Origin of the sequence: Ereboglobus sp. PH5-10, assembly GCF_029504735.1 — a bacterium.
GTDB lineage: Bacteria > Verrucomicrobiota > Verrucomicrobiia > Opitutales > Opitutaceae > Ereboglobus.
The window spans coordinates 261,763-282,612 of the sequence record NZ_JAQFIP010000004.1; the positions used below are offsets into that span (position 1 = coordinate 261,763).

17 protein-coding genes are annotated in these 20,850 nt (G+C 58.9%); 6 read left to right on the forward strand and 11 right to left on the reverse strand.

Features of this window, described 5'->3' with window-relative positions:
• The first annotated feature begins 17 nt into the window (after positions 1 to 17).
• From M2447_RS05390 to M2447_RS05400, 3 genes are all read left to right on the forward strand, one after another.
• On the forward strand, positions 18 to 149 hold the full coding sequence (locus M2447_RS05390) for a hypothetical protein (protein WP_277508204.1): 132 nt from the start codon (positions 18 to 20) through the stop codon (positions 147 to 149).
• 122 nt (positions 150 to 271) lie between these two features.
• Positions 272 to 3,604, forward strand: coding sequence for a BACON domain-containing carbohydrate-binding protein (locus M2447_RS05395; RefSeq protein ID WP_277557729.1), 3,333 nt, complete (start codon positions 272 to 274; stop codon positions 3,602 to 3,604).
• A 120-nt stretch (positions 3,605 to 3,724) separates the two neighbouring features.
• Complete coding sequence (locus M2447_RS05400) at positions 3,725 to 5,074, forward strand: DEAD/DEAH box helicase (RefSeq protein WP_277508207.1); 1,350 nt, start codon at positions 3,725 to 3,727, stop codon at positions 5,072 to 5,074.
• A 237-nt stretch (positions 5,075 to 5,311) separates the two neighbouring features.
• Here M2447_RS05400 and M2447_RS05405 read toward each other — a convergent pair whose 3' ends face one another.
• The 10 genes from M2447_RS05405 to M2447_RS05450 all read right to left on the reverse strand — a co-directional run bounded on the left by M2447_RS05405 (position 5,312) and on the right by M2447_RS05450 (position 15,079).
• Positions 5,312 to 6,181 carry an alpha/beta hydrolase gene (locus M2447_RS05405; protein ID WP_277508208.1) on the reverse strand — a complete coding sequence of 290 codons (870 nt, stop codon included), beginning with the start codon at positions 6,179 to 6,181 and terminating at the stop codon, positions 5,312 to 5,314.
• Between the two features lie 228 nt (positions 6,182 to 6,409).
• Entirely contained in the window at positions 6,410 to 7,831 is a 1,422-nt protein-coding gene (gene uxaC / locus M2447_RS05410) for a glucuronate isomerase (RefSeq protein ID WP_277508209.1), read from the reverse strand.
• A gap of 203 nt (positions 7,832 to 8,034) precedes the next feature.
• The gene (locus M2447_RS05415) at positions 8,035 to 9,192 is read right to left on the reverse strand and encodes a metallophosphoesterase (protein WP_277508211.1); all 1,158 of its coding nucleotides are present in this window, start codon (positions 9,190 to 9,192) and stop codon (positions 8,035 to 8,037) included.
• A gap of 146 nt (positions 9,193 to 9,338) precedes the next feature.
• A complete protein-coding gene (locus M2447_RS05420; RefSeq protein WP_277508212.1) occupies positions 9,339 to 10,088 on the reverse strand; it encodes an energy transducer TonB in 750 nt (249 codons plus the stop codon).
• A gap of 36 nt (positions 10,089 to 10,124) precedes the next feature.
• Positions 10,125 to 10,910: a TonB family protein gene (locus tag M2447_RS05425; RefSeq protein ID WP_277557730.1), complete on the reverse strand. Its 786-nt coding sequence runs from the start codon at positions 10,908 to 10,910 to the stop codon at positions 10,125 to 10,127.
• Between the two features lie 171 nt (positions 10,911 to 11,081).
• Positions 11,082 to 11,885 (reverse strand): DUF3108 domain-containing protein, encoded by an 804-nt coding sequence (locus M2447_RS05430; protein ID WP_277508215.1) that lies wholly within the window; start codon positions 11,883 to 11,885, stop codon positions 11,082 to 11,084.
• A gap of 76 nt (positions 11,886 to 11,961) precedes the next feature.
• Complete coding sequence (locus M2447_RS05435; protein ID WP_277508216.1) at positions 11,962 to 12,957, reverse strand: MBL fold metallo-hydrolase RNA specificity domain-containing protein; 996 nt, start codon at positions 12,955 to 12,957, stop codon at positions 11,962 to 11,964.
• Between the two features lie 195 nt (positions 12,958 to 13,152).
• Positions 13,153 to 13,380: a hypothetical protein gene (locus M2447_RS05440; RefSeq protein WP_277508217.1), complete on the reverse strand. Its 228-nt coding sequence runs from the start codon at positions 13,378 to 13,380 to the stop codon at positions 13,153 to 13,155.
• Between the two features lie 37 nt (positions 13,381 to 13,417).
• A complete protein-coding gene (locus M2447_RS05445) occupies positions 13,418 to 13,717 on the reverse strand; it encodes a zinc-ribbon domain-containing protein (protein WP_277508218.1) in 300 nt (99 codons plus the stop codon).
• A gap of 108 nt (positions 13,718 to 13,825) precedes the next feature.
• Positions 13,826 to 15,079, reverse strand: coding sequence for an AI-2E family transporter (locus tag M2447_RS05450; protein WP_277508219.1), 1,254 nt, complete (start codon positions 15,077 to 15,079; stop codon positions 13,826 to 13,828).
• Positions 15,080 to 15,247: 168 nt separating this feature from the next.
• On the opposite strand from M2447_RS05450, the gene M2447_RS05455 reads away from it, so the two are divergent.
• Genes M2447_RS05455 through M2447_RS05465 form a run of 3 tightly spaced genes read left to right on the forward strand, consistent with a single transcriptional unit; the run spans position 15,248 to position 19,037 of the window.
• Positions 15,248 to 17,002: a DUF4091 domain-containing protein gene (locus M2447_RS05455; RefSeq protein ID WP_277508220.1), complete on the forward strand. Its 1,755-nt coding sequence runs from the start codon at positions 15,248 to 15,250 to the stop codon at positions 17,000 to 17,002.
• A gap of 21 nt (positions 17,003 to 17,023) precedes the next feature.
• Positions 17,024 to 17,593 (forward strand): hypothetical protein, encoded by a 570-nt coding sequence (locus tag M2447_RS05460; RefSeq protein ID WP_277557731.1) that lies wholly within the window; start codon positions 17,024 to 17,026, stop codon positions 17,591 to 17,593.
• A 40-nt stretch (positions 17,594 to 17,633) separates the two neighbouring features.
• On the forward strand, positions 17,634 to 19,037 hold the full coding sequence (locus M2447_RS05465) for a sulfatase (protein ID WP_277557732.1): 1,404 nt from the start codon (positions 17,634 to 17,636) through the stop codon (positions 19,035 to 19,037).
• Positions 19,038 to 19,444: 407 nt separating this feature from the next.
• Here M2447_RS05465 and M2447_RS05470 read toward each other — a convergent pair whose 3' ends face one another.
• Entirely contained in the window at positions 19,445 to 20,578 is a 1,134-nt protein-coding gene (locus M2447_RS05470) for a Fic family protein (protein WP_277508224.1), read from the reverse strand.
• Between the last annotated feature and the right edge of the window lie 272 nt (positions 20,579 to 20,850).

Genomic DNA, 20,850 nt, shown 5'->3' on the forward strand with positions numbered 1-20,850 from the left:
ACGCATGTTAAAAGGACATGCGTCTGGCATCGCGGACGGAAGGCTGCGACGATTCCCCTACATTCAACACCGTGCGCGAATGCCTCCACGCCGGCCTGGCCGGCTACTCCGGCGAGGGTCTCCCGGCGCTCGACAAACTGTTGAAATAGCCTGAAACGTCCGCGGACCGGCAGCGGGTGCGCGCAAAACCCGCCCCTGCGATTATTGTTCGAAACATCGTTTTACCCCCACCTCGCGCGCCACCCCATCCGTGCCGTTGAAACTTTTTAGGATGGCACAAAAACCCAAAGCCATGTTCCCTCCACGCATGATCGCTTTCAAGAAACCCGCAGTCCGGAAGATTTTTCTAATCGGCACAACCGTGCTGCTCGTGACGGGAGTCGCCTTCATTTTTCATTCTAGGAAAGCCAGGCAAATTTCTCCGCAAACCGCAAAACAGCCCGTCGGCGTCACCGCGCCGCAATCCGTCGCGGACCGCCATAATCCCCAAACCGACACCGCAACTCTGATCGCGCCCGTTTCCGCCGGAACCATTGCAGCTAACCACGACCAACATCACCGCCGTCGCACAGACGTCCGCGCCTCGTTGGCAACCCAACCATCCGGCGCAAACGCCTCCGCCCCCGCCGGAAGCAATGATGCCGCCGGGACAGACGCGCTCACACAAAAGCAGCGCGCCATCCTCGAAACCATTCCCTCGGCCCGCTTCCGCGACGAACTCCTCTCCCTTGCCCCCGATGCCCGCACTTTCGCATTTAAAACCCTCGCGGCAAACCGCATACCCGCGGCGGATTTCGCCAGCCTGCACCTCACGCCCAAGGGGCATCTTTATTACGCGTGCCGCTTTGTCGCGGGAAACCATTCCGGCGGCGCGACGGCTGAAACTTCCACATCAGGCGCGCTCGATCCTGTGGTGGCCGCCGCCGCCGTTCCCATCAACCAGCCCCCCGTGCGCCACTCGCGCCCCGGCTCGACCAAGGTTCTCTTCCTCGACTTCGGAGGAGGCCTCATTGAAAACACCGCATGGAACAAATCCTATGAGGTCAATCTCTACCGCGCCCTCCCCTACAACATCGACGGCGACTCCACCACTTTCAACGAACAGGAGCAGGATAACATCGTCAAAATATGGGAGCGCGTTTCCGAATACTTCTCCGCCTTCGACGTGGATGTGACCACCGAAAAACCCGCCGTCTTCACCCGCACCACAGGCCGAGTGCTGATCACCCGCAGCAATGACGCCAACGGGAGAAAGATGCCCGCAGCCGCCGACGGCGCCGACGGGGTCGCGATTTTCCAGAGGTTTGGATGGCTCGGTTATGAAACCGATTACAGCCCCGCCTTCATTTATTATGACAAGCTGAATTCAATCAACGCCGACATCGCCTACGCCACCGCGCACGAATTTGGCCACAACCTCGGCCTCAGCCACGATGGCCCCGGCTATCAAACCAACAGCGACGATTTTGGCTATTATCCGGGACACGGCGCGGGCGCCACCTCTTGGGGCACGATCATGGGCAATGCCTACAACACCAACCGGAGAAATGTCTACCAATGGTCGAAGGGAGAATATTACAGCGCCAACAACAAGGAGGACGACCTCATGATCATTGAGGGCAAATTCGGCTACCGCGGCATCATCGCAGCCACCACGCGCGCGGCCGCGCTCCCGCTCACCACCGGCGATGACGGCATCCTCGGCGCGAGCGGCCTCATTCGCAACGCCGACGAACCCCACTACTACGGCATCAATCTCTCGGCCCCCGGCACCATCGACTTCTCGCTCTATCCGGCCCGCGTCTCCGGCACGGGCACGATCATAGGCAGCACCGACCTCAAACTCGAAATCCTCGACTCCTCGGGAAACTTAAACAGTTCCAACGACTCCCCCACCCTCACCCACGCAACGCTCTCCAGGCAGCTCACCGCCGGCCAGTGGTATTTGCGCATCACCTCCGGAAGCACGGGAAACCCTCATGCGAACAGCATTTCCAGCCGCACCGGCTACACCGCCTACGGCAGCATCGGCCAATACACGCTCACCTCCAACCTCGTCCAGTCCAACCCATCCCTCGCCGCCGCGCTTGCCGGCGAACTCACATGGACGAAAGAGCCCGGCGCCGACACCGAATGGTTCGGCCAGACAACGACCACCCACGACGGGGTCGCCGCCGCGCAAAGCGGAACCCTCGCGCAAGGCCAGAGCAGCGGCGTCCTCACCACCGTCGAAGGCTCCGGCACCCTCAGCTTCTGGTGGAAAATATCCGCCGACGCAGCCGACACCCTCGTCTTTGCCACCACCGACCTCTCAACCGCCCTGACCGAAACCCCCGCGTGCATCACCGGGCAGCTAGGCTGGGAGAAAAAAATCATCCCCATCCCCACCACCGGCACACACCAGTTCGGCTGGACCTTTGACAAAGCCTCCGCCGGCACCACCGGCGCGGCTTGGGTCGATCAAGTCGTTTGGACACCCGACAACTTCAACCCTGTCATCGCACCCAGCACCAAGGAGGCCGACTCCGGCTCCGGTCATTTCACACTCACCGCCACAACCTCCAAAACATGGACGGCGACAACCGACGACTCATGGCTGGGCGTCACTCCCGCCTCCGGCAACGCAGGCAGCCAAACCCTCACCATCACCCACGACGCCAACGACACCGGCTCCCCGCGGCGCGCCACCGTCACGATTACCAGCGGCGGCATCAGCCGCGTCTGCGAAGTCGCGCAACCCGCGCACATCCCGCTCGCCACCGCGCTCGACAACAACCTCGTTTGGACGACCGGCGGCTCGAACATATGGCGCAGCCAGACCATTACCACGCACGACGGCCGGCACGCCGCCCGCAGCGGCATCATTCTCGGAACAAGCAGCACCAATGTGAACATCGGCCAAAACACCTGGCTGCAAACCACCGTCACCGGTCCCGGCATCGTCAGCTTCTGGTGGAAGGTCTCCTCCGAGGCCGAGGAACGCGACGAGGATGGCGATCCCTGGGGCGACATTCTGTATTTCAAGGTCAACGGAGAGGAACGCGCGCGCATCTCCGGCGAAAAAGACTGGGCGCGGCGCGCGGTGCCGATTACCGGCACCGGCGCGCAGACGCTGACGTGGCTTTACCAAAAAGACCCCTATCTTGACATCGGCGGCGACGCCGCGTGGCTCGACCAAGTGGTCTGGACAACCGGCACCGACATCACGCTCAGCATCAGCCCCGGCACCAAGCAGGTTTCCGCCAGCAGAAACACATTTCCCGTGACTGCTGATACCGATGTCGAATGGGCCGCGTCCACCTCCGTCTCGTGGCTGACCGTCTCGCCCGCCACCGGCGTCGCCACCGGCTCTTTCATAGTCACCTGCGCCACCAACAGCTCGCCAAACCCGCGCACCGGGATCATCACGGTCACGGCGGGCAATCGCACCGCCACCTGCACTGTCACTCAGCAAGGCGCAACAAACACCGGCTCCAACGACAATGACAACAGCGGCGGCGGTGGTGGTGGCGGCGGCGCTCCGAGCCTCTGGAGTCTGGCTTTGATCGGCATGTTATTCGGCATCCGAAAAATTGTCAGGATGCGCGCGCGCGGCACGCGCTGAATCGCGGCGGGCCAACGCAGGCGTCAGGGGAAGGTTGTGCAATTGAGTGCATAACGCGGGCACATTGTGTTTTCCCTCGCCAGACGCCGCGTTCGCTGCGCGTTATCAACGCCTACAATCATGCCATTCAAACAACTAGGACTGCCGGATTCACTCGTGCGCGGCGCGCAAACCATGGGGTATGCCCAGCCGACACCCATCCAGCAACGCGCCATCCCCGTCGTCCTCGACGGACGCGACCTCATAGGCTCCGCCCAAACCGGCACCGGCAAAACCGCAGCCTTCGCGCTGCCCATACTCGCGCGCCTCGGCGCGCACCGCCCCGGCCCGCCCCGCGTCCTCGTGCTCGAACCCACGCGCGAGCTCGCCGCGCAAGTCGAAACCGCGTTTCGCGAGCTCGGCCGCTTCACCAACTTGCGCGTCGCGGTCATCCACGGCGGCGTCGGTTACGGCAACCAGCGCGCCGCCATCCGAAACGGCACCGACATCCTCATCGCCACCACCGGGCGCCTGCTTGATTTCCTCCAGGAAAAAACCCTCTCGCTCGCCGGCATCGAGGCGCTCGTCCTCGACGAGGTGGATCGCATGCTCGACATGGGCTTCATCCACGACGTGCGCCGCGTCGTCGCCCAATGCCCCCCGAAACGCCAGACGCTCTTTTTCTCCGCCACCATACAGCCCGAGATCGAAGCCGTCGCGAAATTCGCGCTTCATGATCCCGAGCGCGTCGAGATCGGGCGCTCGCGCTCCGTCGTCGAAACCGTCACCCACGCCACGTATCCCGTGCTCCACGAGCAAAAGTTCGACATGCTCCTCGCGATTCTCAACCGCACAGACTTCCAAAGCGTGATCATCTTTTCGCGCACAAAGCACGGCGCGGACCGCATCGCGCGCAAGCTCAAGTCCGCCGGCCACACCACCGCCGTCCTCCACGCCAACCGCTCCCAAAACCAGCGCACCGAGGCGCTCGCCGGCTTCAAGGACGGACGCTACGAAGTGCTCGTCGCCACCGACATCGCCGCGCGCGGCATCGATGTGTCCGGCGTCTCGCACGTTATCAATTTCGACGTCCCCGAAAAACCCGACGACTACGTGCACCGCATCGGACGCACCGGCCGCGCCCAGGCCGACGGCGACGCATTCATGCTCGTCACGCCCGAGGAAGCCGGCGACCTGCGCGACATCGAACGCTTCATCGGCGCGCGCATCGAACGCCTCGCGCTCGACGGCTTCGCCTACGCCAACGGCGCCCCGCCTCACATCGACACCTCGCGTCCGATGAAAAACCCCCGCCGCAAGCAAGGTGGCGGCCAGCAACACCAGCGCGGCGGTGGCAATGGCGGACTCTCAAAAGGCGCGCGCGGCCAAAACCAATCCCGTTCCAGCAGCGGACGCCCGCACGGCGGTGGAAACCCGTCGCATCACCCCAAAGGCAAACCCGGCGGCCACTGGCGCCGCGGCGGACGTTGAGAAGTCGATCGTTTGCGGGCGAGTTTTAGGTCTTGGAGCATTTTCGGTTTATTCTGTCGTATTATTGGGTAGGGCGAACCGTCTCGGTGAACCGGGAATATTGCGGCTCACCCTGAGGGTTCGCCCTACCAAAGGCGTTATTCACGCGTTTTCTTGTCGGGCGTTTTTTTGTCATGACCAAGGGATTGCCAACTCTCTGATTTGCGACGCGGAGCGCCATCCATCACAGGCGGGACTCTATGGGGACGGTTCTTTTCCCCGTTCCTCAATAATTCGGTTCACGTATTTTTTTATTATAATCATTGCGCCTTCGCCAACCGCGCGGTGGTTGAGGCCGCCCATTTCATAAAACTCCGTCTGCTCATGGCCCAAGTTTTTCAGGCTCACGGCCAAAAGCTCGTTTTCCTCGACGCGGCTTTTCCATTCAATGCGCCGGTCGCCCACGATCAGGCAAATCGGCGGCAGGTTTTTCGAGGCATGATACAGCGGCGCGTATTCGTCGATTATAGGACGGTATTGCTCGCCGCGATCGCCGCGCAATTTTTTCACCAAAAAATGGGTCGTGACCTGCGCGCTCACGGGGATGATGCCGGCCAGTTTGCGATTCGATATTCCGTGGGCGGCCAGCCAGCGCTCGTCCATGCCCACCATCGCGGACAGATAACCGCCGGCGGAGTGGCCCGCAATAAACACCTTGTCCGGATCGCCGCCATGGGCCGCGATGTTTTTGATCACCCATGCGGTGGCTGCGGCGGCATCCTCAAGAAAGCAGGGAAATTCACCCTTGGGCGAAAGGCGGTAGCTGACGGCAACGAGCGCGATTCCCTGATTCTTGAGCGCGGGCAGGCGGCGCTTGCCGCCCGTCAGTCCGCCTCCATGAAACCAAACAATCGTGGGAAACCCCGCCCGATTTTCCGGGTAATACATGTCCATTTTGCAATGGCTCTTTTTATATTCGTCGGCATTCGCCAGCGCGTGGTCGTCGTAATATGAGATATTCAGCTTTGTCTCATAGGTTGTTGCTTTTTGCTCCGTTTTCTTTGCGCACAAAGGCAGGGAAAGCAAAAACACCAACAGGAAACTCGTCGGGTAAGTGAGTGTTTTCATGGGATGGTTGCGCATGATTGGTGTTTGATAGTTGAAAATCAAATTTTATCACCGAAACGAAAAAACACGCCCTGGCCGCTTCCTCTGCTTCTTGCGGAGCATGAATAACGCGCCCCTTTCAGTGTCGCGTTTTCAAAAACTCGTAACCCGGGACAGACGTTTTTGTCGTCAGCCCCGGGTTAAAAATATGCAACCCCATTGGGGTTATAAACTCATATCAACGGTTTGTCACATGTTGCCCGTTTCGAGGCCGAAGTAGCGTTTGGCGTTTTTGTAGCAGATGTCCTCGATCATGCCGCCGACCAACTTTTTGTCGGCGGGGATCAGGCCGGCGTCAACGTCGCCTCCGACCAGTTTGCAGAGCACGCGACGGAAATATTCGTGGCGCACGTAGCTCATGAAGCTGCGCGAGTCGGTCAACATTCCCACGAAGCGGCTCAGGAGGCCGAGTTGCGAGAGGGCGTTGAGCTGCCACTTCATGCCCTCGGCCTGGTCGAGGAACCACCAGCCGCTGCCGAATTGGATTTTGCCGGGCGTGAGGTCGTCCTGCACGTTGCCGATCATCGTCGCGAAGACGTAGTTGTCGGCGGGGTTGAGGTTGTAGATGACGGTTTTCGGGAGCGCGTTTTCGCTGTCGAGGCGGTCGAGGTAGCGGGCGAGTCCGCGGGCTTGCGGAAAGTCGCCAATGGAGTCCACGCCGGCGTCGGCGCCGATGCGCTTGAGGAGGCGGGTGTTGTTGTTGCGGATCGCGCCGAGGTGGAGCTGCTTGGTCCAGCCGCGCTTGGCGTCGAGGCGTCCGAAGGCGAGCATCATGAACCAGGTGAACTTGGCCGTGTTTTCGGGGCTGGCGGCCTTGCCGGAGCGCGCGGCCTTGAAGATGGCGGCGGCTTCCTTTTCGGTGCAGTCGGCGTCGGGGATGTTTTCCATGCCGTGGTCGGAGACGCGCGCGCCGATGGAGTGGAAGAACTCGTGGCGGTTGTCGATGGCGCGGAGGAGCGAGTCGAGGTCCTTGACGTCGATGTTGGCGCGGGCGGAGAGCTGGTCGCACCAGGCGTTGAAGACGGCGGGGTTGTTGACGACGAGCGCCTTGTCGGGGCGGAAGGTGGGATAGACGCGGGTCTTGAGTTTGGACTTGGCGATGGCGATGTGGTGCTCGAGCGAATCGACGGGGTCGTCGGTCGTGCAGACGACGTTGACGCGGTTTTTCGTGAGGATGCCGTGCGTGGAAAAGGCCTTCGTTTTCAGCTTGGCGTTGGCGAGTTTCCAGATTTTGGGCGCGTTGGCTTCGTTGATGACGAGGTTGATGCCGAAGTAGCGGCGCAGTTCGAGGTGCGACCAGTGGTAGAGCGGGTTGCGGAGGGTCTGCGGGACGGTTTTGCACCAGGCGAGGAACTTGTCGTAGTCGCTGGTTTTGTCGCCGGTGATGTAGTCCTCGGGGATGCCGTTGGAGCGCATGGCGCGCCATTTGTAATGGTCGCCGGCAAGCCAGATTTTATAGAGGTTTTCGAACTGGTGATTCGAGGCGATCTGGTCGGGCGGAAGGTGGCAGTGGTAGTCGAAGATGGGCTGCGTGGCGGCGTGGTTCTTGTAGAGCGAGCGCGCCCAGGGTGTGTCGAGAAGGAAGGTTTCGGGGAGGAATGGTTTGGCCATGGTCGGGATGTTTTTTGCCGGGTTGTTGTTTATTGAGGGAAAAGGGTTCGGGCATTTCGCGATTTTCGGACAGGTGAGTCAATTGAATTGGGAGTCATGTTTTGGAAAACAATTCCGCCCGGTTTCCCGCTGTTGGGAGACACTCAAAACGCCAGTCCATTTAACCACTAAACGGCGCAGAAAAAACCGGCTTCCGCGCCGCCCTACTTCGCGAACTCCACGGTCACGTCCACGATTTCGGATTTGCTGCCGATGCGCGCGGGGAACCCCCAGAGGCCGAGGCCGGAGGTGACGTAAACTTGGAAATCACCTTTGCGGGCGTGGCCGTAGGGAACTTCATACATGAAGCGAACAATCCACGTGACAGGCCAAACTTGTCCGGCGTGGGTGTGTCCGGAGAATTGCAGATCAACGCCGGCGGCTTGCGCACGGGCAAGTTCGCGAGGCTGGTGGTCCATCAGAATGATCGGGTGCGCGCGGTCGGCGTTGACGAGTATTTCGTCGAGTGTTTTGCGGGGCTTGATGCTGTGGTCGGCGCGTCCGGCAAGGGTGAACGCGCCATTGGCAAGGGGAATGGCCTCGTCGTAGAGAACGCGGATGCCGTGCTTTTCGAGGAAATCGAGGCTGCGCTTGGCGTTGGCATATTTCTCGTGGTTGCCGAGAACGGCGAACACGCCGAGGGGCGCGTGGAGTTTTTCGAGCTCGGCGCCCATGTTTTGTTTTTCGAGCGCGTCCACGCTGCGGTCAACAACGTCGCCGGGCAGGAGAATGATGTTTGGCTGGAGAGCGTTGATGCGGGTGACGAAGTCGCGGACGCGTTCGCGGCCGATGATGTCGCCGAGGTGCAGGTCGCTCGCGACGGCGATGCGGAGGACTTTGCCGGAGCCGGCGTATTGGCCGCCGAGCGGCTTGTTGATTTTGACGGCGAGGGGAGTGACGACGGGATTCGAAAAGCGCCAGTATCCAAAAGCAAATACAACAATCACCGCGGCGACGGTGACGGCGAGTGCGAGAACCTTGGCGCGCGCGTAGTGTGTCTCGACGCACTTGGGAAGGATGCGCCGGCGTTTGTTAACGAGGCGGATTACCTCCCAGAAAACAACCGCGACAACCCAATAGGGAAACGTGAGCATCCAGGTGACGCCGAGCACGCGCAGCCAGTGCCCGACGGGAACCCCGGCAACCACGGTTTCACGAAATGCGGAGCCGGTAAAAAAAGCGGAGGCGAAAAAGGCGAGCCCCGCGACCCACACGATGCGCAGCCAGCGTTTTTTGGGAAGCGCCTGTGTAGAGCGCACAAATATGCAGGCGCAGAGGAGCAGATAAACAACCAGGAAAATAATAAAAACGAGCGATGACATGCGGCGCGGATGGAGTGTTGTGTAAAAATATAGTGTTAACGCCTTGAGATGCTGTGTTTCGGAAAATGTTTCGCCGATATTCCCGAAAGTTTGCGGACGTCGCCAGCGGCATTCCGACTGCGCACTTATTGAACAGGAATCGTCGCTCAATCTTCCTCGCGCATGCGGAAGTCGGCGACCTTCGCTCCGCTTTGGCCATCTGGGCGGTCGCCGATGGGCCGCACGGTGCGGATGGCTTTCAACACGGAATCATCGAAGGCTCGGTTGCCTGAACTGCGGATGACTTTGACCGCGCCAATGGTGCCGTTGGCGTAAACTTGAAACTCGATGCGCACGACAAGCTCGCTGCTCAGACCCTCGGGTTTTTCCTGCGCCTGCCGGATGCGTTGCGCAAGAAGCGCGAAACAGGAATCCATTTGATTTTGGATGTGTGCGCTTATCGGCGCGTTGAATATCGCGGGTTGGGAAACGGGGACGAGGTTTTCGAATGTCGGCGGTTTGATTGAGTTGGGGACAACCGGTGGTTTTGTGAATGTGGTTGTGTTATTACGAACGGGAGGGCGTCCATATTTTTCCCTGAACTCGCGTTCCGTCATTCGAGTTCCCAGCGGTTGAGCCGTCTGCTGTTGGGTTTCCTGCGCGACTGGCGGGAGTGGTGGCAGTGGTTTGATTTTGGGACCGACGATTGGCGGGATGTCCGCCGGGGCGTTTTCGCTGGGAACGAGAGTGCGCGGCCAGAGCTCAATCGTATCGTTTGGCGGTGTCGCAGGCGTGGTTTTAAACTGGTAAATGCAGAGAACGGCGAGGCAGGCGGTTGCCAGATGAATCAGCATCGAAATGCCGTATGCTCCGGCGTGGTGCGTGGGAGCGGGGGAGATTACGGTTTGTGTGCCCATGGCGTGTCGGTCTCGTCGCGTCGTTATTGTTCGCGCTCAGTCTTCCTCGCGCATGCGGAAGTCGGCGACTTTGGCGCCACTTTTCCCGTCCGGACGCGGACCAATGGGCCGCACGGTGCGGATGGCTTTCAACACGGAATCATCGAAGGCTCGGTTGCCTGAGCTGCGGATGATTTTTACCGCGCCAATGGTGCCGTTGGCGTAAACCTGAAACTCGATGCGCACGACAAGCTCGCTGCTCAGGCCCTCGGGTTTTTCCTGCGCCTGCCGGATGCGTTGCGCAAGAAGCGCGAAATAGGCTTCCATTTGGTCGCGTTCCGCGGCGGTGAGCGCGGTGCCGCCCGCACCGGCCCCGCTGCCGATGCCGCCGAGCACGCCCTTGGCGACGCCCTGGCCGATCTTTGGGGCGACGACTTTTTTTCGCGGTTTGGCCTTGTTGATTTTTTGCGATGGGAGGTTTTTGTTTTTGCTGGCGTTGAGTTTGTCGAACTCGGCCTTGGACATTCTTTTTGGGGGCGTCTCCGTTTTCGGGGTGGTTTTTGGCGCGACCGTTTTTTTGGGCGGCGGAATGACGGGCGCGTTGGGCGCGGGGGTGACGACTGGTTGTGGCGGCGGTTCGACAACGGGGTCGAGCGGGGAGAGGTTCAGGTCGGGAACCTGATCGATTGTTTCCGGCGCGCCGAGCGCGGGAGCTTGCCTGGCCATGTAATCGTCCCCGGGACCGGCGACGAGTTCGATGATTTGGCTGGAGGGCTTTTTCCGAACGTCGCTGAGGTAATAGGTCGAGAGCAGCACGGCGAGCACGACGGCGCCGTGAATCATGAGCGAAATGCTGTATGATCCGGGCGAGTGTGCGTGCATTGAGGCGGCGTGACCCATGGCGGGAAAGGCTGAAGGACTGAATATCTGAAAGGCTGAAGGTTCGAAAATCTTGGAAAACAGAAATCTGAATTGCGAGCGTTTTGCTTGGTTGGGCCAGCTGTTTTCAGCCCTTCAGTCTTTCAGCTTTTCAGCCTTTTTCCGCGGCGGCGTGTAGTCGGTGAGGTGCGCGGTGCCGGTGCCGTATTTGAGTCCGAGTTGGAATTTCACCGGGAGGCGCCGGGCGTCTTGCGAAACCCATACTCGCACGGTGGCGCCTTTTTTGAACATGCCCCGGGGCGTGGTGCCGGGCGCGGGCTTGGGTTCGAGAACAAGCGTGTCGAGTTCGCCCCAGGGCGTTTTGACTTTTTCGTGGCCGGTGGCGGTGACGAGGAGGTCGTAAAAATCGTTCTCGAAAATGGCGGTGATGGGGCGCGAGTCGCCGGGCTTGATGTCCCACGCGCGCGTTTGCACAAGGGCGGTGATGAGATCCATCACCTGGCTCTTGGGAATGGGGAGCGTGGCGCTTCTTTCCGGACGGAGAAAGTCGTCGTAGCGCAGCGTGCCGGCGATGTGGTTGAAAACGGCCATGGCGTGCGCGCGTTTTTTGCCGGAGGTGGATTTGGTTGTGATGGCGAGGAGGCGTCCGTCGATCGCGTCGAAGACGCAGTCGCCCGTGGCCTCAAGGGTGTAGAGTTTGCGGACGACGCCGCTTGTGGCGAGCCGCGTGGTGACGCGGATATTGGGAAGCCCGCCGATGATTTCGTTTTTCGCGTTGACGGTGATCTCGCCCGCGTGCGGAAAGATTCCCCAGCCGACGCGGAACTTCATGCTTTCGCCGTCGCCGAGAGCGATGATTTCGTTGCCGGGGAGCGGAGTGGCGAATGAAAACATAATGAGGGCGGCGGCAATGTGCGCGGTGCGAATGAGAAAATTCATAAAAATGCGGAGAACGAATCGGGCAAATGCGGTGAAGGCGTCTAGTTTGACGCAAAACGGGCAAATACGTTGCCAATCAATCGAGCGAAAGATCGAGCTGGGTGTTTTTATCGAGCGGCCAGGCCTCGATGCCGCGTCCGCGAAGAGTCCCGGCGAATTCGGCGGTGGCGCCGTGCGTGGTGTAAACAAGACGCGGGCACACAAGTTCGACGTAGCGCAGCAGGTCGTTGTAGTCCGCGTGATCGGAAAGTGGAAACGCGGTGTCGCAGCGCATGCGGTAGATCGTCGAGGTGTCGACGGCCCATCCGGAAATCATGGCGGTGCGGCGCGCTGGGATTTTTTTAAGAAAGGCGGAGTTTTCCCATTGCGGGGGGCAGATGACAACGTGGCCGGCAAGCGCGCGCGGGTCGGCGTCGAAGGGCGCGTGCGGCGGAAAGGCGAGGCCGAGGTTTTCGTAAACGCGGGTCATGCGCAGCGTTTTTTCGTGGAGCATGACGGGGAGTTGCGCCTCGGCGATGCTGCTGAGAATTTCCTGGCTTTTGCCAAGGCTGTAACCGTAGAGGACGGGCGTGGCGCCGGCATCAAGCGTGTCGCGACAAAAGGCGATGATATCGGCGAGGACTTTTTCGGCGGGCGGAAACACATAGCGGGGTTTGCCAAATGTGGTTTCCATGACGAGGGTGTCGGCGCGCGGCGTGGCGCAAACTTCGGAGGAGCGTCCGGGGCGGAGCTTGAAGTCGCCCGTGTAAAGAAGCGTGCCGTGTTGCGCGTGGTCGATGAGGCATTGCGCGGAGCCGTGAATATGCCCCGCGGGATGGAGCGTGATGGTGCACTCGGGCGTGAGCTGCTCGGTCCGGCCAAAGGCGAGGTGATGCTCGACGCGGCGCCCGCGCAAACGCGCGCGCATGAGGCGCGCGGTGCCGGGTGTGCAGATGATTTCCTTGTGCGCGGCGAAGTGGTCGAAATGCGCGTGCGAGACGAAGGCGCGAGGCATCGGCTTGGTCGCGTCGAGCCACCAATCGATCTGCGGCAGATAAATGCCGTGCTTGAACTGGCGGATTTCCCAAGGCATGTGGACGCTGCGCTGCGCTACGCTAATTTATAATTGATAATGAAGAATGTAGAATGGGGAGTTTCCGCGCCAATGATGGCATCGATGCCGGCGAGCGGGCGAAGGTGCGCGGAGTGATGGTGCGGAGCGTGATGGCGTGCCCTGTTTTTCATTCTACATTATCAATTATTCATTCTTCATTAGGCCGAAGGCCGCTCAGCGCCAGATGATGGTGCCGATGGCGAAGAGAACGCCGACGCCGAGTATGATAGCCGTCCAGAAAAGGCGGCGGGCGTTTGCGCGGCCCTGCTCGATTTCGTTTTTGACGAGGAGCTGCTTGTAGGCCGCGGCGATGTCTCCGCTGTCGTCGTTGTCGGACGGGACATTGGCGGCATCCGCGGCGTTTTGCCCGGGCTGGGCGGGAGAGTCTTCCGGTGGATTCATTTCGAAATTGTCGATTGTCAGTGATGCGACTCGCACCTCAGCGCAGCAGGAACATCGATGCCAGAAACGCGAGCACGAGGCAGGCCGTGATGGTAACGATGACAACGTGCTTGAGGCGGTTGCGGCTTTTGCGCGGTTCGTGGCCGATCTCCGTCAGGAACCGCGAGTGCGCGGCGGCGAAATCCTCCTCGTCGGGCGGCAGGTCGAGTCCGTCGGCGGGGTCTTGTTCGCGCCAGCCGGTGCGCTCATCCGCGCCGCAATTCGGGCACGCGCGGGCGTTCGGCGAAAGTTCGGTGCCGCAAATGGCGCAATAACGTGGTGCGGGCGGACGGGACATGTCGGGAAAATTAAGAGTTTAGAATTAAGACTTAAAAAGTAGAAGGCGGGTGAAAATAAAGTGAGCGGGAGATTACGCGCGAGGGCTCTGTTTCTTAATTCGCAAATCTTAATTCTTAGCTTCCGCAACGGGCTGCGACTGTCGAAAATATTTTCGTTTCAACAACCGCCAGAAGGTCACGAAAAACGCGGTGAAGGGAATCGCGAGCAGCATGCCCATGATGCCGCCGAGCGCGGTGCCCCAGAAAAAAATCGCGAAGATGATCACCGCCGGATGCAGGCCGGTGCGGTCGCCCATGATTTTTGGCGTGAGCAGCCAGGACTCGATGAGTTGCACGACGACATACACGATCGCGAGTTTGAAGATGAGCACCATGCCGCCGTCGGGCTGGAAAAACGCGAGCGGGAGTGTGATGAGAATTCCGGTGATCGTGCCGAGATAGGGAATGATGTTCAGGATGCCGAGCGCGAGTCCGATGAGCACGCCGAATTGCAACCCGAACGCCCAGAAGCCGATCGCCAGCATCACGCCCATGATGAGCGCGATGGTGAGTTGTCCGCGGAAAAACGAGACTATGATCGCGATGAATTCGTTGACGAGAAACACAATGTCCTCGCGCAGCCCCGGCTTGAGAAAGGGAAGCTGCTCGGCGAGTTTTGCCGTCGGCTCGGAGCGCGAGAGCAGGAAGAAAAACAGGTAGATCGGAAGGACGGCGAAATGGATTGTGAAGCTGATCGTGGAAAACACGCCCGCGCTGACCGCCTTGAGCGAGGGCAGAACAAGCGAGGGCAGCTTCGAAAGTTCGTCGCGCAGGTTGTTCAGCACGGAGGCGATGGTGGGATTTTCATACAAACGCTCCGCGAGGCTGAGCCAGTCGGGCCAGTGGGTTTGCACGTATGCGGTGATATTTTTCCCCAGCTCCGGCACGTATGCGATCAAGTCGAGGAGCTGGCTTGCGAGCGGCGGAAGCAGCATGATCAGCAGCGCCGTTATCAGGATAATGAACAGCGCGTAGAGAATGATAACCGCGAGCAGTCGGCGCCCCTTGAACACGCGCTCGAGCACGCCGACGGCGGGACGCAGGATGAGCGCGAGCACCCCGGCAATCGCCACGGGCCAGAGCACTCCCGAAAACACACCAAGCAGTTGGTTGACCAGCATGAGGATGGCAATCAGAAGCACCGCCGACACCGCCGTGGCGAAAAGCGTGATTGAAAAGCCGAGCGTGCGGCGTTGCCGCGGTGAAAACATGCCGGCGATTTTTGACTCTGCCGTCTGTTGGGTTTCGGGCGCGGGTGTGGGAGTTGTCTCGGCCATGATGCGGGCGATAAACTCGTGCGCAAAGCCGCCTGCGGCAACCAAGAAAAACGGGAGGCCGGCGCGGCATCAATGATGGAGGCGAGCGGCGCGGCTAGGTTCGGGTTGACTGACGGATGCAAGTGCTTGAAATATGCAAGCTTCACGCGCGCCGAAACGCCGCATGACAAAAAATCGCCTCCGCCTCCCAACCCGTCAGTTATCCGACATCCCATGAAAAAGTGCCTCCTCGTTTTGCTGCTTGCGGGACTCTGCTCCTGCTCGCCTTCCACCCGCCGCGCCGCCACGAGTCACGACTGGTCCGAACCGGCCGATCCCGCGGGCGAATCCCCAGCCGCCGCATGGAGCGCGGTCGAGGGGTTTAATGTGTCGTTCGGCAGCATCGACGCCCGCTATCCGCGCTCGCAACCATTTGCCGGTGCCCCCATGCGCGAGCACAATCTTGTCGGATGGAAGGGCGAGAAGTTGTCCGCGCAGGCGGTCGTGTGGACGTCCGCGGAGGTCAAGGACCTCGAATGCAAGGTCGGCGATTTTGTTTCGGCGGACGGCGCGAAGCTCAAGGACATCGCCCGCGCGCGATTCGTGAAATACGTGTTGAGCGACCAGTTCAACCGCAAGAAACCTTGCGGCGCGCGCCAGCCCGGCGAACCGTCGCACTTGTCCGCGGACATGCTCGACGAAGTCACCACGCTGACCGTTCCGGCCAAGACCGCGCGCCCCGTGTGGATAACCGTCGAGGTGCCACGCGACGCCAAGGCGGGACGCTATCGCGCCGACGTGGAGATCAAGGGCGCCGGCGTCAAGCCGCGCACGCTCACCCTCAATTTGGAAGTGACCGGCCGCACGCTGCCCAAGCCCTCCGAGTGGGCGTATCACCTCGACCTGTGGCAGCACCCGGCGGCGGTCGCGCGCGTCCAGGGCGTGGACGTGTGGAGCGACGAACATTTCCGCCTGATGAAACCCCTCATGCGGATGCTCGCCGACGCGGGACAAAAAGTGATCACCACCAACGTGAACAAGGAGCCCTGGAACAACCAATGTTACGACGCCTACGCCGACATGATCATCTGGACAAAGCACCCCGACGGCACATGGGAATACGACTTCAAGGTCTTTGACCGCTGGGTCGAATTCATGATGGGGCTCGGCGTGAACAAAATGATCAACTGCTACTCCATGCTCCCCTGGAACAACATGCTCCACTACAAGGACGCCGCGACGGGGAAATTCGTGGACGTGAAGGCCGACCCCGGCACCCCTGAATTTCGCGAAATGTGGGCGCCGTTTCTGCCCGCATTCCAAAAGCACCTGCGAGAAAAAGGCTGGCTGAAAATCACCAACATCGCGATGGACGAGCGCTCCGCCGAGCACATGGCCGCGGCCACGTCGCTCCTCGCGGAAGTCGCCCCGGAGCTGGGAATCGCGCTCGCCGACAACAAAAAGATTTTCAAAAAATATCCCCACATAAAGGACATGTGCGCATCGATCTTCGGCCCCATCGACCATGCCGACATCCTCGAGCGCCGCGCCAAGGGCCTGACAACGACCTTCTACGTGTGCTGCTCGTCCGAGTTTCCAAACACCTTCACCTTTTCCGATCCCGCCGAGGCGGTCTACCTGAGCTGGCACGCCGCCGCGCACGACTACGACGGCATGCTCCGCTGGACCTACAACTCCTGGACGGCGGCCCCCATCCGCGACTCGCGCTTCCGCACCTGGGCGGCGGGCGACACCTACATTGTCTATCCCGAATGCCGCTCCTCGATCCGCTTTGAACGCTTGGTCGAAGGCATTCAGGACTGGGAAAAAATCAGGCTGCTAAAACGCGAACTCTCCGCGGGCGACGCGACCTCGCGCGAAAAACTGGAGGCCTTCGAGTCGCTCCTGTCAGCCTTCCGCAAAGCTTCCAGAACCGACGGCTGGAACGACAGGCTCAACGAGGCAAAGCAGTTGCTGAACACGCTATAACGGACAGATGATTACAAACAGATGAATAAATACATAATAATAGCTCTTGCCGTCATTGTATTCATGCCTGTTCTAACAAAAGCTGCCTCTGCCGGGCCTCATGCTGAGCTTTCTGTGAGTGTTAATGACGGTATAATAAAAGGTGTCTTGAAAAATATTTCTTCCGATACGATTATATGGCATTCACCCTTTGTTGGCGATAAGTCCATGGGTTCCTCACGAGCCATTAAGGTTCAATATAAATTGAAAAAATCATCTGACGTGAGTTCGGTCTTATCGCATGCGGCAATGGATTCTGATGTTCAAATCGCCAAGAAAAACGCCAATGGCAAAAACATATCAAATAGTTTTTCTGTGTTACTGCCGCAAGCCAGTGCTGTGTTTACTGGTGATGTTGATACAATAGGGGCTTTTCTTAGGCTGGTGGCTGGAAGAATGGAGGATATCGAAAAAGTGCGTTTTAGTGTGCATGTCCGCATTGCTGATGGTGCCGAGGACGCAGCTGAAACAGAATATGTCTCTCAAACACCGTGGTATGTCATGACTAGGGACGCCGACAAGAAATACGTAATTGTTTCGGAGGTGGAATGAGCTTCCGTTTAACCAAACGAAAGAGAAGACCATTAAAAACATGAAAACGATCACCCCATTGGCGTCATTACTTGGCGCGGCCGTGGTTGGCGGCGTCCATTGCGGCGCGGCCCCGGCAATATCAAAACAACCACCGAATATTTTAATGATATTGGCGGACGACGCGCGCTTCGACGAATTCGGCTACGCCGGAAACAAAATAATACAAACGCCCAACATTGACAAACTGGCCGCGCGCGGAGTCGTGTTCAACAACGCCTATGTGACCACTGCTATTTGCGTGGTCAGCCGCGCAAGCATTTTTACCGGACAGCACGCCAGGGCGCACGGCATCTGGAATTTTGCCGACCCGGTCGGCCACGAACGCTGGCAGCGCACCTATCCGCACCTGCTGCGCGCGTCGGGATATTACACGGGCATGATCGGCAAATTCGGCATCGGCAGAAAACCGGAGCATTTGCCATCGGACGATTTTGATTTCTGGCGCTCGCGTCCGGGCAACCTCTCGTATTTCGACAAATCCTCGCCGGAGCATCTCACAAAACGCATCGGCGACCAGGCGCTGGAGTTTCTATCAACCGCTCCCGCAAACAAACCGTGGTGCCTGAACATCGGCTTCAAGGCCCCGCACGCGCAGGACAAGGCCCCGAGGGAATTTCCGCCCGACGCGCGCGACGAGAAACTCTACAAGGACGCCGCCATCGCCCCGCCCCCGACCGCCACGGACGAGGCGTTCAAAAAACTGCCCCAGTCGGTGCAACGCTCCGAGGGCCGCAAGCGCTGGCTCGTGCGTTTCGCCACCGACGAAATGGCGCTGGAAACAACGCGCGACATTTACCGCCTGGTCACCGGCATGGATCGGGAGGTTGGGCGAATCCTCGATGAACTCGAAAAACGCGGCATGTTGGAAAACACATTGATAATATTCACCTCGGACAACGGCTTCGCGCTCGGCGATCGCGGCATGTCGGACAAATGGTATATGTATGAGGAGGGCGTCCGCGTGCCGCTCGTGATCGTGCCCCCGCGCGGCGCGGCAAAAAGCGCGTCCAAACGAATCGACGACATGACCCTCAACATAGATTTCGCGCCCACGATGCTGGACTACGCCGGAGTCAAAATACCCGAAAAAATGCAAGGCGTGTCGCTGCGTCCGTTGCTCGAAAAAAAGAAACGCGGAAAGACGCCCGCATGGCGGACGGAGTTCTTTTACGAGCACCGCACCCTGCCAAAAATGATCCCGCCCAGCGAAGGCGTGCGCAGCGGCAAATGGAAATACATCCGCTGGACGAGCGAGACACCAGTCACGGAAGAGTTGTTCGACCTGGAAGCCGACCCGAACGAATTGAACAACCTCGCCGGCAACCCAACCATGGCGGAAACGCTGCAAAAAATGCGCGAGCGTTGCGAAACGCTAAAAGCGCAAGCGGGCGGCTCGTTATGATTCATAATAGCCAACCGCAACTCCTAGGACGTTTCCAATAATACAACCGGGATCGTGTGCCTCCAGTTGTAGCGATTGGATGATAGTATGAAATCCTTCATGCCAGCCAAAGGGAAAACATCAGCAGCATTACAGAACAAATCGAAATTGATGCGCTCTCAATCCAGCATCTCGTTTAATGAAAAAATAGCGAAATATAAAACAGTCCGGCATGATCAGCCGCACATTTTTTGCCCCTATCGATATCAAGGCCAAGATGTATGAGCCGGTGTATTGCGAGTTCGCGTGAGAATCCACGCATGCCAACACAAAGCCGCGAAGGAACCGTGCGTTGCCCTTTCGCGGCTTTGTTGCGTATATTAAATGCAAAAAATTAATGAGCCCCGGCTTTCGAAATAGGTTTTCACTCATTTGAATAGGGCGAGATAATCGCGGAAAACAAAAAGCCGGTTTCTGCGCTGACCGGTCACTTCGGTCAAAACTCCAGCGGTCACGAGGTCATTGATGATGCTGGAGACGGTGTTGATGGTTGTGCCGACGGCCAGCATCGCTTTTTTCACATCAATAACCGGCCGGGCATAAAGGTGGCGCATGAGCAGGCGCGCCGTTGACAGGCGTCGCGTGCTGAAGCAGGGCAGCACATCGGTGTCAATGCGTTGCTTGAGTTTGATGATGGATTGGAAAACTCCGGCCGAGGCTCGCGCGGTTTCCTCGACCCCATGCAGGAAAAATACCAGCCATTCCCGCAAGTGGCCGCCGTGACGCACAGCCATCATGTGATCCACATACGCCGTCTTGTTCCGTTCAAAATAGTCGGACAAATACAGCGCGGGCTTTTTAAGCAACCCCGTTGCGGCCAGATACAGGGAAATCATCAGTCGTCCCAAGCGCCCGTTTCCATCCAGAAAAGGATGAATGGTTTCAAATTGATAATGGGCGATCGCGATGCGGACCAATGGATGCGCAAAAATCGTCCTGTCATTCAGCAACTGCTCCAAGTCGCTCATCAACTCCGCCACATGCTCATGATGGGGAGGCACAAAGGCGGCGTTTTTCAAGCTCACGCCGATCCAGTTCTGGCTGGTTCGAAACTCGCCCGGTTGTTTGTGCCGCCCGCGCGTGCCTTCCAGAAGCACCGCATGGGTTTCTTTTAGCAGGCGGTTTGAAAACGGAAGCCGGTCAAGCGACCCGATTGCGAAATTGATTGCACGGATATAGTTTTGGACTTCCGCCCAGTCGTCCCTGGCCTCCGGATCCAAGTCGACCGCGTCCTTGAAGGCGTCTTCAATTCCTGTTTGAGTGCCTTCGATGCGACCCGATTGCGTGGCTTCCTTTGCCACGTGCATCTGGATAAAAAAGTCGATGTCGGGAATCAATTGGGCAAAGGCGTTCAATTCGCCCAGCGCCCGGTCTGCCCGCCCCAGCAAATCGGTCAATTCGGCATCTTCGACTTCCCATTCGTGGCGAACCAATTCAGGCAGGAACGCCTTGTATTCAAAACGTTGTTCGTAGCGTCCGGCTTGGAATGTGGAAATATTCATTTTTCAGAAAAAGCTTTGTTCCTGAATTAAATGCCTTGGTTATTTCAAAAAATCGAACGTTTAATTTAAGAAAATGGCCAATTTCTGAAATAACGATGGGCGTTATGTCATTTACGAAAGAGATTTATTCTTTGGAGCATGTTCAGTTGATTGTCGCAAAAATGCCTTTTGGTAGGGTGAGGTTACCCCTGATTTGTGGACAGGAGGTGCAGACATAACCACAAAAGAAAAACAAACATGCCAAAAACAAAACCAGCCTACACGCCGGAATT

Bases quoted from the DNA above. Each gene is read 5' to 3' on its own strand.
- M2447_RS05390 (WP_277508204.1), top strand. From the start codon at position 18: ATGCGTCTGGCATCGCGGACGGAAGGCTGCGACGATTCCCCTACATTC.
- M2447_RS05395 (WP_277557729.1), top strand. From the start codon at position 272: ATGGCACAAAAACCCAAAGCCATGTTCCCTCCACGCATGATCGCTTTC.
- M2447_RS05400 (WP_277508207.1), top strand. From the start codon at position 3,725: ATGCCATTCAAACAACTAGGACTGCCGGATTCACTCGTGCGCGGCGCG.
- M2447_RS05405 (WP_277508208.1), bottom strand. From the start codon at position 6,181: ATGAAAACACTCACTTACCCGACGAGTTTCCTGTTGGTGTTTTTGCTT.
- uxaC (WP_277508209.1), bottom strand. From the start codon at position 7,831: ATGGCCAAACCATTCCTCCCCGAAACCTTCCTTCTCGACACACCCTGG.
- M2447_RS05415 (WP_277508211.1), bottom strand. From the start codon at position 9,192: ATGTCATCGCTCGTTTTTATTATTTTCCTGGTTGTTTATCTGCTCCTC.
- M2447_RS05420 (WP_277508212.1), bottom strand. From the start codon at position 10,088: ATGGGCACACAAACCGTAATCTCCCCCGCTCCCACGCACCACGCCGGA.
- M2447_RS05425 (WP_277557730.1), bottom strand. From the start codon at position 10,910: ATGATTCACGGCGCCGTCGTGCTCGCCGTGCTGCTCTCGACCTATTAC.
- M2447_RS05430 (WP_277508215.1), bottom strand. From the start codon at position 11,885: ATGAATTTTCTCATTCGCACCGCGCACATTGCCGCCGCCCTCATTATG.
- M2447_RS05435 (WP_277508216.1), bottom strand. From the start codon at position 12,957: ATGCCTTGGGAAATCCGCCAGTTCAAGCACGGCATTTATCTGCCGCAG.
- M2447_RS05440 (WP_277508217.1), bottom strand. From the start codon at position 13,380: ATGAATCCACCGGAAGACTCTCCCGCCCAGCCCGGGCAAAACGCCGCG.
- M2447_RS05445 (WP_277508218.1), bottom strand. From the start codon at position 13,717: ATGTCCCGTCCGCCCGCACCACGTTATTGCGCCATTTGCGGCACCGAA.
- M2447_RS05455 (WP_277508220.1), top strand. From the start codon at position 15,248: ATGAAAAAGTGCCTCCTCGTTTTGCTGCTTGCGGGACTCTGCTCCTGC.
- M2447_RS05460 (WP_277557731.1), top strand. From the start codon at position 17,024: ATGAATAAATACATAATAATAGCTCTTGCCGTCATTGTATTCATGCCT.
- M2447_RS05465 (WP_277557732.1), top strand. From the start codon at position 17,634: ATGAAAACGATCACCCCATTGGCGTCATTACTTGGCGCGGCCGTGGTT.
- M2447_RS05470 (WP_277508224.1), bottom strand. From the start codon at position 20,578: ATGAATATTTCCACATTCCAAGCCGGACGCTACGAACAACGTTTTGAA.